Below are 12,341 nucleotides of genomic sequence, written 5' to 3'. Positions count from 1 at the left end.
ACAAAAAAAGCCTTGAAAATTCAAGGCTTCTGGTAATTGTAAGTTTTAAGTGAATCAATTTTTAATACTAACAGGTGCTTTTGTGATGTAAACTTTAGCTTGTTTTGAATCAGTCTGTTGTGTGGAAATATTAAGCTCATTATTCTTTTTTAATAAAGCAATGGCTTCGTCTGAAGAAATTGACTTTCCTTCATAAAAAAATGCAGCGCCTTTTTTAGCCATGTCAATTATATGGTCTAAAGGTGATTTTGGAGGAGGTGGAGGAGGTGGAACGTCTTGATCCCAATTTTTATTAAACTCACTTACAACCTTATCATCTTTATATACTTTTGTTATTTTTTGACCTGGAACTACTTTGTCGCCATCAACTTGAGTGTCGTTGATTATAGTTCCTTCCTTATTGGTTTCTTGACCATAACGGTTATAATATTTAGTGTTTCCATTTTGAGTAACATAATAATGAGTAGAATTATTAATAGTTATAAAGCCTGTTTTAACATTTGGGTCTGGAGCAGGTGGAGGTGGAGGTGGAAGCTTTGAGAAATCGGGAAAAGCTTCGGCAGATTCTTTTTGCTCTTTAGACATTTTATTGTACAAATACTTTACCCTTACTGCATCTTTGTGCTTCACAATTGGATATTCACTCTCAGAAATTTGAGAATTGATATGTTTAGCAAGCGTATTGTATTCTTTTAATTCTTCTTTAGTAACTCCTTTAGTGTCTTGCGAACTCTGTTCTAAGATATTTTCAACCTTAACCCAATTGTTAAATGCTTTTTTTTGAGCTGGTAATGGAGGTGTTTGTAGTATGTTATTCTCTTTAAGTTCTTCTTTTGTAAACGTATTGTATATTTTATCAGCTTGAGCTTTTAAAATTTTTAGTTCAGAATTGTCTTCTTGTGAACCCTTTAAGAAATTTTGTATCGCATTAGTATATGCTTCTGATGCTTTTTTATACTGATTTACATTTGCTTTTTGATACGTGTTTTCAAACCCTTTCTTTGTGTATAATGAGTATTGGTAAGGTTGAGGAAACCTATCGCTTCTTGCATTATTGTGAACAAATGAACCTGTATAATATACAATATCATTAGCAGAAAGTTTGCTTAGATTTGAGTTTGGTATGGGTTTTCCATCTAACCAAATGGCAAACTCTTTTTCATTTTTCCAAGATTCAAACTCAGAGGATGTTGGTTGCTTTGGTTGTGTTTTAGAAAGATTGCTATCAGGAATTAAATTACTAGGATATTTATCAACCGATGCACGTTGCTTATCAGTCATTAATTGGTCATAAATAATTACCGCACGTTTATGTTTTTCAGAATAAACAACGTTAGTTGATTTGTATTCATTGATAAAATTGCGATACTCTTGCATTTGTTCTTCTGAAGCACCTTTGTTCTCGTCTTGTTTTGTGATTTTTGCTTTAAGCTGTATTTTGTTTTTAAATGTCTTGAACTTAGTTTTAATATCATAAATGAATACCAAATCATTATGATTCATTTTTTTAAGAAGTTCCTGTGCTCTGGCATCCAATTGATTGCCTTTTACTAAAAACGCATCTTCATTTTTAAATTGAATTTTAAACTCTTCAACAGTTTCATCAAGAGTTGTGGTAATTGCTAACTGACCAATTAGGTTTTTACTTAGAGCGCATTGGTTGCAATCCGTTTTAATTCCATTTATAAACTCTAGTAGTGGTTTATTCTCAATATGATTGTTTACAATTTCCTTGTCACTATTAAAGTTGAAATTATCGTGAGTTATTCCATATTCAGACTCAAAATAGATTTGCAATAAGTTTGGTTTTAAAGCTTCACTAATTTGTTCAATAAAGGACATTTTAATGTTTTCTTCTGAAATGATTTTTAAATCTGATTTTTCGCCTTTTGTGATACTCAAAAAATCTTCACCTAAGCTTTCTAAAGATGTATTTTCATTGTTCAGTATTAATATTGATTGATTTTGTTTTACTTCTAAAACAGGAGTAGTTGTGTGGTTGTTTTCAGTAATTAAAGGTGTGACTTCTTTTACAACCTCTTCTTTCTTACTAAACCCAAAGATTAAAATTGCCAAAAGTGGTAAAACCACTAAGGTTTTAATCCATTTTTTGGTGGATGATGTTTGTGTTTTCATAACTGTAAGTCGTTTTTTGATTGATGAATAATTAATGGCATTGGTAAGTTCGTTACCACCATGTGTTGATGAAAAAGCCAACAATAAATGTTGGTATGTGTTTATTTGTGTACCTTGTTGTAATACGGCTTGGTCAGCTAAGTACTCATGGTTGAGTTTAACGTCTTTTTTTAAGAAGTATATAATTGGATTAAACCAAAACACAATTTGTAAAAGTTCAATAAATAATATGTCTAAACTATGTTTTTGAGTAGCGTGTGTGTGCTCATGTAATAATACTTCTTCTGGTATTTGATTGTTTTCAAACTTGGCTTTGTTTAAAAAGATATAGCTTAAAAACGTGTGAGGAATTTCAAGATTATTGATTAAAACATTAATGATGTTTTTGCTTTTTAGTTTAGGATTGGTCTTTATTTTTACGATGAGTTTTGTGAGGTTAACCATAAACTTCACTAAAAATAAAAGCACTCCTATTCCATAAATACTCCATAATAGTATAGACCAAAAATTGGTGTTTTGTTCAGTAGGTTGAGTTGTTTCAGGATAAAACACTGGCTCTAATAAAGGAGGTTGAAATGTGCCTAAAGTATATGTTGGTTCTACATAGGTTGTAATGGTAATAAACGGAATAGTAAACCCTAAAACGGTTGCAAACAATAGGTAGAAACGTTTTAGCTGGTGCATGTTTTCACGCTCCAAGATTAACTTGTAAAATAGTAGTAAAACAAGTAAGCAAGCCGATGATTTTAAAATATAATCGAGCATGGTTTTTTAGTTTGGTTTCTTTTTTATTTCACTATCAATTAAAGCTTTTAAGTCTTCAAGTTCTTTTTTTGATAAGTTAGTTTCTTTGGTAAAAAACGATGCAAATTGACTTGCGCTATCATTAAAAAAGTTCTTGATTAACCCATTAACATGCTTAGAGAAATAATCTTTCTTTTTTACTAAAGGAAAATATTCTCTAGACTTTCCATAGAGTTTATAATCTACAAATCCTTTATCAATCATACGTTTTAAAAGTGTAGCAACGGTTGTTGTAGCTGGTTTTGGTTCTGGGTAAGCATCAAGCAAATCTTTCATGAAAGCTTTTTCTAACTTCCACAGATGGTTCATTAAATCTTCTTCGGTTTTTGATAAACTCATTATTCTACATATTTAGAATTAACTCTACAAATGTAGAATAAAAAACAAAACAACCAAATTATCCAAGGCATTATTTTATTAAAATCTATTATATTTGACTAAATTTCACACGAATCCCCAAAATGAAGAAGCTTATTTTTAGTCTGTTAGGTGTTTTTGCATTTGTGTTCGTTACAAGTGCTCAAAACATTTCAGACATTATAAATGAAGTCAATTTAGACTCTCTTCAACTCACCTTAAGAGAATTTTCAGGTGAGCAATCGACTGTTGTTAACGGAAATACAGTAACAATTCTTAATAGGCAACAAGCAAATAACGATTTGGCAGCAGACTATTTGGTTCAAAGGTTTGAGCAAATGGACAACATTACTGTAGTAGCTCAACAATTCGACTCTAACGGTAGAAATGTAATTGCAACTCAAGTAGGAAAAACCAATCCTGACGATATTTATATTATTTGTGCGCATTATGATACGGTTGCCGATTATTGTGCTGATGATAATGCTAGTGGAGTTGCAACTGTACTAGAAATTGCTCGTATTTTATCGACACAATGCTTAGACAATACTATTGTTTATGCACTTTGGGATGAAGAAGAAATAGGCTTACTAGGTGCAAATTATTACGCTACTCAAGCAGCTTCAAATGGTGATAATATCTTGGGCGTTTTAAACATTGATATGATGGGTTATGATGGCAATGATGATAACGATTTTGATATTGATGTTAGAGATTTTGGCAATTCGCTTGCTATGAAAGATGATATTATTGCAGTTTTAGAAGATCCTACCTATGGTTTTACTTTAAATGTTAATGTTGTAAATCCTGGAACAACAGCAAGTGATCATGCTAGGTTTTGGAATCAAGGTTTTACAGCTGTTTTAGTAGGAGAGTCTTGGGAAACTAATGACGAAACACCATTTTACCATTCTTCAAATGATAGGTACAACACGTTAAACTTTCCGTATTATCATGAATTAGCTAAGCTTATTATGGGTTATATGGTTACTAAGGCAAATTTGATTGATGTTGATAATACAATTACGCAAAGCCCAAGTACATTAACTTCTAATGATGCTTCTGCATCTTATCAATGGTATAATTGTGATACAAACATTGCATTGTCAGGTGAAACAGGGCAAACTTTTACACCAACTGTAAATGGTAATTATGCTGTTGAAGTCACCAATGGAAGTTGTTCAGAGTTTAGTGTTTGTGTGAGTTTTAATTCGTTGAGTTTAGAACCGTTTTCTAATTCTGAAATAAGTGTTTTTCCAAATCCTGTAAAAAGTAAACTCAATATCGATATTTCTTTTGAAGAGCCTTATGAATTTACTCTTTATGATGTTGGAGGTAAATTGCTATTAAATAAATCAGAAATTATGGGTTCAACAACTTTGAAAACAAAAGATTTGCCTAAAGGTATTTATTTTTTAAAAGTGTCGTCTTCTAATAAATCAGGGACTTATAAAATTGTTAAGGAGTAACTTTTTGTAAAAAGCATAAAAAAACCGTTCAAGAAATTGAACGGTTTTTTATTACTATTATTTAGAAAGCTCAGTAAAATACTTATAAAATAAAGGAATAGTTTCGATGCCTTTAAAATAATTCCACACACCATAATGTTCGTTTGGTGAATGTATAGCATCACTATTTAAACCGAATCCCATTAAAATAGTTTTACTTTTCAGTTCTTGCTCAAAAAGAGAAACAATTGGAATACTTCCACCACTACGTTGAGGTATTGGTGTTTTTCCAAAGGTGTCTTCATAAGCTTTTGAAGCTGCTTGATAACCTATACTATCAATAGGTGTTACATAACCTTGTCCACCATGATGAGGTTTCACTTTTACTTTTACTCCTGCTGGAGCTATACTTTCAAAATGAGTTTTAAATAACTGTGTGATGTCCTCCCAATCTTGATGAGGTACTAAACGCATTGATATTTTGGCGTAAGCTTTACTAGCAATAACTGTTTTAGCGCCTTCGCCAGTATAACCTCCCCAAATGCCATTAACATCAAGAGTTGGTCGTATTGAGTTGCGTTCGTTTGTAGTATATCCTTCTTCTCCATAAACAGCATCAATATCTAAAGCTTTTTTGTAGTCTTCTAATGAAAAAGGTGCTTTTGCCATTTCAGCACGTTCTGCATCTGATAAATTTTCAACCTTATCATAAAATCCTGGGATTGTAATATGATTGTTTTCGTCATGAAGAGATGCAATCATTTTGGTTAACACATTTATTGGATTAGCAACAGCTCCTCCATATAAACCAGAGTGTAAGTCTCTGTTAGGTCCAGTAACTTCAACTTCTACATAGCTTAATCCTCTTAAGCCTGTTGTAATAGAAGGTACATCTTTAGCAATCATTCCTGTATCAGAAATTAAAATGACATCATTTTTTAATTTCTCCTGGTTGTTTTTAACAAATTTTGAAAGGTTAACGCTACCAACTTCTTCTTCACCTTCAATCATAAATTTCACATTACAAGGTAGTTGGTTGGTTTTAGTCATAAACTCCATAGCCTTAACATGCATATACATTTGGCCTTTGTCATCGCAAGCTCCACGCGCAAAAATAGCACCTTCAGGATGAAGTTCGGTTGCTTTTATTACTGGCTCAAAAGGCGGTGAAGTCCACAGCTCAAGTGGGTCTGGTGGTTGTACATCATAATGACCATACACTAAAACGGTAGGTAGGTTTTTATCAATTATTTTTTCGCCATAAACGATTGGGTAACCTTCGGTTTCGCAAACTTCTACATGGTCACATCCAGCAAGCTCTAAGCTGGTTTTAATAGCATCAGCCGTTTTTAAAACATCATTTTTATAAGCTGAGTCAGCACTAATAGAAGGTATTTTGAGTAAATCAATCAACTCATTTAAAAATCGATCTTTATGTTCTTCAATATAAGATTGAATATGTTGCATATGTTGTATTTTTTTGAATTCTCCCAAAAATACAAAATCGAGGACGATTTTTTAGTAAATAAAGTTATTTGAATATTGAAACTATTGTTTATATTTGCATCCCGAAACTTCGGAGAATAAATGCAGGCGTGGTGGAATTGGTAGACACGCTAGACTTAGGATCTAGTGCCGCGAGGTGTGAGAGTTCGAGTCTCTCCGCCTGTACAAGACGAGAAAGCTTCAGTTAAATACTGAGGCTTTTTTTATTACATTGATTTTAACTGAACACTAGAAGGTTTTAATCCTTCACCTGAAACGGTAAGCGTAATATCTCCTGCTTCCTTTGTGGATTGTACCAAAACAACAAGCTTTCCACTAAATAGTTTCATGGTTGGTAAATGAAATTGCTCCAATGAGGTAGCATCTCCATTACAAGCTGCTCGATACCTTCCATTGCCTGTTACTTCAAATTTTAACTGATTAGTTGCTGTAGGACAAGGAATCCCATTTTCATCCACAACTGAAACGGTTACAAAAGCAAGATCTTCGCCATTTGCTTTTATAGTTGTAGTGTTAGGTTCTAAAATTAGTTGATGTGGTTTACCTGAAGTTTTAATCTCTTTTTCAGCAGTTGGATTTCCGTTATCATCTAGCGCTACTACTTTTAAAGTTCCAGATTCATAGTTTACATCCATCCACATTAATCGATAGCGATGTTGCGGTGAACTATTATTTTTGGTTTGAATACCCAAACTTTTTCCGTTCAAAAATAATTCAGCACTATTGTAATTGGTATAAACAAAAACAGGTGTTGTTACGCCTTCGCGACCTTCCCAATTCCAATGTGGTAAGATGTGTAAGGTTTCGTCTTTAGTATTCCATCTGCTTCGGTACAAATAGTAACGGTCTTTTGGCAAGCCTGCTAAATCATTAATTCCAAAATACGAACTACGTGATGGCCACACTTCGTCATAAGGTGTTGGTTCACCTAAATAATCAAAACCAGTCCAAACAAATTCGCCTAAAACCCAAGGTTTGTTGTCCTGTAAGATGAAATCGTCTTCTGGAAGGTTAGACCAGCTGCAATATTCCAAATCATAAGAAGAGGATTGGTAATCGTCATGTTGCACCATGCTACCTTTTTCAACAGGAAAATGGTAAATACCACGAGAACTTACGGTCGAAGCTGTTTCTGAACCTAGAATAAATCCTTGCGGAAAACGTTCGTAAGCTTCCTCATATAAATGCACACGATAGTTTAGTCCTGGAATGTCCATAATGGCTCCAAACCCAGATTCCATAACCGCTTTTACTTGGTCCATACCTACAGTAACAGGTCGTGTTGGGTCTTCACGATGAAAAATATCCTGTAGCCATTTGGCACGTTTTACACCTTCGCTTCCCCATTGGTCTGGTACTTCATTTCCAGAACTCCACATGACAATTGAAGGATGGTTTCTTGTTGCACGCACTAAGTTGACCACATCTTTTTCGGCATAGTCATCAAAGTATAGGTTGTAACCGTTTTCAACTTTTGGTTTTTTCCATTCGTCAAAGCTTTCGGCTAAAAATAGAAATCCCATTTCGTCACACAATTCCAGTTGTTCAAACGATGGCATATTGTGGGAACTCCTAATAGCATTTGCTCCCATATCTTTTAATATTTCTAACTGACGTCTTAAAGCTGAGGTGTTGACTGCTGTTCCTAAAGGGCCTAAATCATGATGTAAACAAACTCCTTTAAACTTGGTTGGTTTTCCGTTAAGAGAAAAACCAGTATTTCGGTCGTAGTTGATGTCACGAATACCAAATTTGGTAGTGACTTCATCCTTTAAAGTATTGCCCACATACAATTTTGAAATAGCTTTATATAGATAAGGATTTTCAGTATCCCACAGTTTTGGGTTTTTTACGGCAATGTTTTGTTCGAATTGGTTACCGAAACGCTTAGTAGTTTCATTTGAAACAACTTCATTGCCTTCAGCATCAAAAATAGTGGTAACTAGTTTTAGATTATCTCCTGTGACTTTGGTCTTAACATTTACTTGAGCAACCTCTTCATTAATATTTGGCGTTGTAATGAAGGTTCCCCATTGGTCAATACTTTCTTGATTTTTTAAAATAACACGTACATTTCTGTATAAGCCAGCTCCAGGATACCATCTTGAAGATTTTCCTTTGTTGTTGAGTTTTACTGAAAGTGTATTGTTTGTTGCTTGTATGTGCTCAGAAATATCAAAATAGAAATAGGCGTAACCATATTTCCATTCGCCAACTTTTTTACCGTTTACGAAGACTTCAGGTTCGCTCATAGCGCCTTCAAATAAAATCAAAACCTTTTTGTTTTTATCATAATTAGGTATGTCAAACGTATTTCTATACCACGCTTCGCCAATGTAAGGTAAAGCACCTGTGCGTCCTGTTTTTTCTGTGGCTACTTCTTCACCATTTTGGGTGATGGCTACTACTTGTTTATCAATTTCTTTGTCAAACGGTCCGTAAATAGCCCAATCGTGTGGTACGTTTATGGTTTCCCAATTGTTATCGTCAAAATCACTTGAAGCCGCATCTGGAAAGCTGCCTTTTTGGAATTTCCAGCCTTCTTTTAAAGTTAAAATTTCACGAGTGGAAGACTCCTTTTTAGTTTTTGAACAGCTTAAAATTATGATTGATAAGAAAAAAAGAAGTGCTTTAGTTTTCATGTTTAATTGCCTTGTGAACCGTTATAAAATTGCATGCCTAAAGTAGCTTGATAATTATGATCAAAAAGTGTAGCGTTGTCCCAATGAGAACCTTGAGCCCATTGCGTGGAGCAGCTAGTAGAAACCCAAGCAGGTTCCCAATACACAATACCTTCTCCACCTGCATTTTCTACGACGCTTTGGAGTTGATTTAAATACCCTAATTGACCTTGTTGAGTAGCAGGATAACTAGAAACTAAAGCGTCGTTTCCAAGAATGTTATTGGCACTATCGGTATTTTCCATAGTAAATGGATAAGCAGTTTCAACAATCATTAAACGTTTGTTGTAGGTGTTGATTAATGTGCTTAGGGCAGAACCCACGTTGCTTAAATTGTAATCGCTCCATATTGGATAATAGGAAAGCCCAATCCAGTCATAATCAGTTACACCTGCACTGGTTGCCTGTTCAAACCACCACAAGCCATTTTCGGGTTGAGCAATGTGAAGCATGATTTCAATGTTTTTATTTTTGGCTACTGAAATGTCTCTAACTGCTTCAATGCCTTTATTTATCAAATGCGAATTTCTAGTCCAATCGATAGGCCAAACGAGTTCGCCTTGTTGTAAAATCATACCATTTATTTCGTTGCCCACTTGCACTATTTCTGGTAATAAGTTGTCATTAGAAAGTGCTTCTAAAGTATCATAAGTATAGTTGTAAAGCAGGTTTCCTAATGTTTCATTGTTATCAATTTCACTTACCCAAGCTGCTGGAATTTCTTGAGTGTCTGGATCTGCCCAAGTATCGGAATAATGAAAATCTAAGAGTACATCCATTCCTTTTGCTTTAGCACGTTGAATGGTTTCTTTTACATCGTTAAAATTTGAGTAATTGGTCCAAGTAGGATTGTGCCATAAACGCACACGTACTAGGTTTGTTCCTGCTTCTTGAAAAATGGTAAAAGGGTCTTTAGTAGCTCCGTTTGCATCTTTGTATGTCGCTCCACAATCTTCCATTTCGTTTACGTAAGATAAATCTGCACCATAATAAAAACTATCTTCAATAGGAGTAGGATCGTCATCTGATGGATCTTGATTGTTTGAATTATCACTATCAGACGAACATGCAAAAACTAAAAACAGGATTAAATTGAGAGCGTATATGGACTTTGTTAATTTCATAAAAATCAAAGAGTTTGATGATTAAAATACTTAAAAACACTATTGTTTGATGCGAATTTAAAAAATATTTTTCAAAAACCCTACCAGTACCTACCAGTTTTTTATATCTTTGTCACATGAGTATTATTTCAGTTTCAGAACAAATAGGAGCACCAAAGTATAAACAAATTATAACTTCAATTGAAGATGGTTTAACCAGTGGATTGCTAAAAAAGGGTGACAAACTACCTTCTATTAATAGTATTAGGAATAAGTTTTCGTTGTCTAGAGATACTGTTTTGATGGCTTTTAATGAGTTGAAAATGCGAGGGATTGTTGAGTCGGTTTCTGGTAAAGGTTATTACATTAAAAGTGAAAATATAGATGTGAAGCGAAAAGTGTTTTTGCTTTTTGATGAACTTAATGCATTTAAGGAAGATTTATATAATGCTTTTTTAGAAGAATTAAATGATAATATTCAAGTAGATATCTTTTTTCATCATTTTAGTTTTGATGTTTTCCAAAAGCATATTTATGATAGTATTGGAAATTACAATTACTATGTAATTATGCCTGCAAATATGAGCCAAACACAAATGGTGATTGATAAACTTCCAGAAGATAAGGTTTATATTCTTGATCAAATGCCTGAAGAATTACAACACTATCCATCTATTCATCAAAATTTTGAAAACGACATTTTTAAGAGTTTAAATGACGCATTCCACTTAATTAAAAAATATGAAAGAGTGGTGTTGTTATTTCCAAGTTTAAAGCAGCCTAAAGGCATGTTAAATGGTTTTCAAAAATTTAGAAAGTCCATTGATTTTCCTTGTGAAGTTATTGATTCGTTAGATAATAGGATACTTAAAAAAGGAGAAGTATATCTGGTTTTAGACGATCATGATTTAATACTTCTTATAAAAAAAATAAAAGAGCAACAATTAAAAACAGGAAGTGATATTGGTATTATTTCATATAACGATACGCTTTTAAAAGAAGTTGTAGAGGATGGAATAACAACTATTTCAACTGATTTTAAAGCCATGGGAAAGCGATTAGCTCAAATGTTGATTAAAGAAGAAAAGCAAAATATTGAAAACCCAAATACACTTATTATAAGACATTCATTGTAATATTTTAAACGCTAATGAATCCAAAATTAACAACAGAAATCGTAACTAGATTTCAAGATAAATTCAAAACTCAACCTTTAGTGTTGCATTCTCCTGGACGCATAAATTTAATTGGAGAGCATACCGATTATAACGAAGGATTTGTGTTTCCTGCCGCAATAAACAAAGGTATTGTTGGAGCAATACAAAAAGCTGAAAAACCATATTGCACTGTAATAGCTAATGATTTAGACGAGGAGTACGAATTTTCATTAAACACAATCAAGCCAATTGCTAATGGTCAATGGCGAAATTTTGTTGTAGGTGTTGTAGGCGAATTACAAAAGAGAGGTATAGAAGTAGAACCTTTCAATTTTGTTTTTGGTGGTGATATCCCAAAAGGAGCTGGATTATCATCTTCAGCAGCTTTAGAGAACAGTGTGGTTTTTGGGTTAAACGAATTGTTTGGTCTTGAGTTATCTAAAAAGGAAATGATTGAAATTTCCCAAAAAGCTGAGCATAATTACGTTGGTGTACGATGTGGTATTATGGACCAATATGCGAGCATGTTTGGTGAAAAGGACAGAGCATTATTGCTTGACTGTAGAACACTAAAAGCAAAAACATATCCATTAGAATTTGAGGATTATCAGGTTATGCTTATCAATACCAATGTAAGTCATAATTTGGTTGATGCCGAATATAATGATCGAAGAGACGTATGCGAAAAAGTAGCAAAATTACTAAATGTGAATTTTTTAAGAGATGCTACTAAAGCCATGCTTAACAGTGTTAAGCATCAACTTTCTGAAGACGAATATCAAAAAGCTTTATACATCATTCAAGAAAATGAACGCGTTTTGAAAGCAGGAAAAATGCTTGAAGAAAAAAACGTTTTGGGTTTTGGGAAACTACTTTTTGAGGCGCACTATGGCGCACAGCATCAATTTAAAATTAGTTGTAAAGAATTAGATTTTTTAGTTGATGAAGCTCGAAATAATCCTCATGTAATTGGAGCAAGAATGATGGGTGGAGGCTTTGGTGGTTGTACTATCAATTTTGTAAAGGCTGAAGCTGTAAACGCGTTTTCAGAGGACATTTCTAAAAAATACAGAAAAGCTTTTAAGAGAGAATGCTCTATCTATTTTGTCGAATTATCTCAAGGTACACACCTTACTAATAATTAATAGC

General features: G+C 33.5%; 8 protein-coding genes and 1 tRNA gene. 4 read left to right on the top strand and 5 right to left on the bottom strand.

The features are described 5' to 3' along the window. Positions 1-54 precede the first annotated feature (54 nt). Together ACQ0RB_RS05040 and ACQ0RB_RS05035 are read right to left on the bottom strand one after the other, a co-directional pair. Positions 55-2,901 (bottom strand): M56 family metallopeptidase, encoded by a 2,847-nt coding sequence (locus tag ACQ0RB_RS05040; protein ID WP_430496930.1) that lies wholly within the window; start codon positions 2,899-2,901, stop codon positions 55-57. Positions 2,902-2,907: 6 nt separating this feature from the next. After that, complete coding sequence (locus ACQ0RB_RS05035) at positions 2,908-3,279, bottom strand: BlaI/MecI/CopY family transcriptional regulator (RefSeq protein ID WP_129759462.1); 372 nt, start codon at positions 3,277-3,279, stop codon at positions 2,908-2,910. A gap of 122 nt (positions 3,280-3,401) precedes the next feature. Here ACQ0RB_RS05035 and ACQ0RB_RS05030 point away from each other — a divergent pair, with 122 nt between their 5' ends. Continuing rightward, positions 3,402-4,766 carry a M28 family peptidase gene (locus ACQ0RB_RS05030; RefSeq protein ID WP_262732224.1) on the top strand — a complete coding sequence of 455 codons (1,365 nt, stop codon included), beginning with the start codon at positions 3,402-3,404 and terminating at the stop codon, positions 4,764-4,766. Positions 4,767-4,823: 57 nt separating this feature from the next. Here the strand turns inward: ACQ0RB_RS05030 and ACQ0RB_RS05025 are convergent, their stop codons facing one another. Beyond that, positions 4,824-6,212 carry a dipeptidase gene (locus tag ACQ0RB_RS05025; protein WP_430496928.1) on the bottom strand — a complete coding sequence of 463 codons (1,389 nt, stop codon included), beginning with the start codon at positions 6,210-6,212 and terminating at the stop codon, positions 4,824-4,826. A gap of 122 nt (positions 6,213-6,334) precedes the next feature. Between ACQ0RB_RS05025 and ACQ0RB_RS05020 the strand changes: the two genes are divergently transcribed. Beyond that, a tRNA-Leu gene (locus ACQ0RB_RS05020) sits at positions 6,335-6,416 on the top strand. A 41-nt stretch (positions 6,417-6,457) separates the two neighbouring features. Here ACQ0RB_RS05020 and ACQ0RB_RS05015 read toward each other — a convergent pair. Then, positions 6,458-8,893 carry a glycoside hydrolase family 2 TIM barrel-domain containing protein gene (locus ACQ0RB_RS05015; protein WP_430496926.1) on the bottom strand — a complete coding sequence of 812 codons (2,436 nt, stop codon included), beginning with the start codon at positions 8,891-8,893 and terminating at the stop codon, positions 6,458-6,460. A gap of 2 nt (positions 8,894-8,895) precedes the next feature. Continuing rightward, positions 8,896-10,056: a glycoside hydrolase family 53 protein gene (locus ACQ0RB_RS05010; RefSeq protein WP_430496924.1), complete on the bottom strand. Its 1,161-nt coding sequence runs from the start codon at positions 10,054-10,056 to the stop codon at positions 8,896-8,898. Between the two features lie 116 nt (positions 10,057-10,172). Here ACQ0RB_RS05010 and ACQ0RB_RS05005 point away from each other — a divergent pair, with 116 nt between their 5' ends. Next, a complete protein-coding gene (locus ACQ0RB_RS05005; RefSeq protein ID WP_335973592.1) occupies positions 10,173-11,171 on the top strand; it encodes a GntR family transcriptional regulator in 999 nt (332 codons plus the stop codon). 14 nt (positions 11,172-11,185) lie between these two features. Next, positions 11,186-12,337, top strand: coding sequence for a galactokinase (gene galK / locus ACQ0RB_RS05000; protein ID WP_430496921.1), 1,152 nt, complete (start codon positions 11,186-11,188; stop codon positions 12,335-12,337). Positions 12,338-12,341 lie beyond the last annotated feature (4 nt).

The sequence above is a fragment of the Gaetbulibacter sp. PBL-D1 genome (assembly GCF_050509525.1).
GTDB classification, from domain to species: domain Bacteria; phylum Bacteroidota; class Bacteroidia; order Flavobacteriales; family Flavobacteriaceae; genus Gaetbulibacter_B; species Gaetbulibacter_B jejuensis.
Note: the sequence above shows the minus strand (reverse complement) of the source record. Positions and strands in the feature narration are given on the sequence as shown.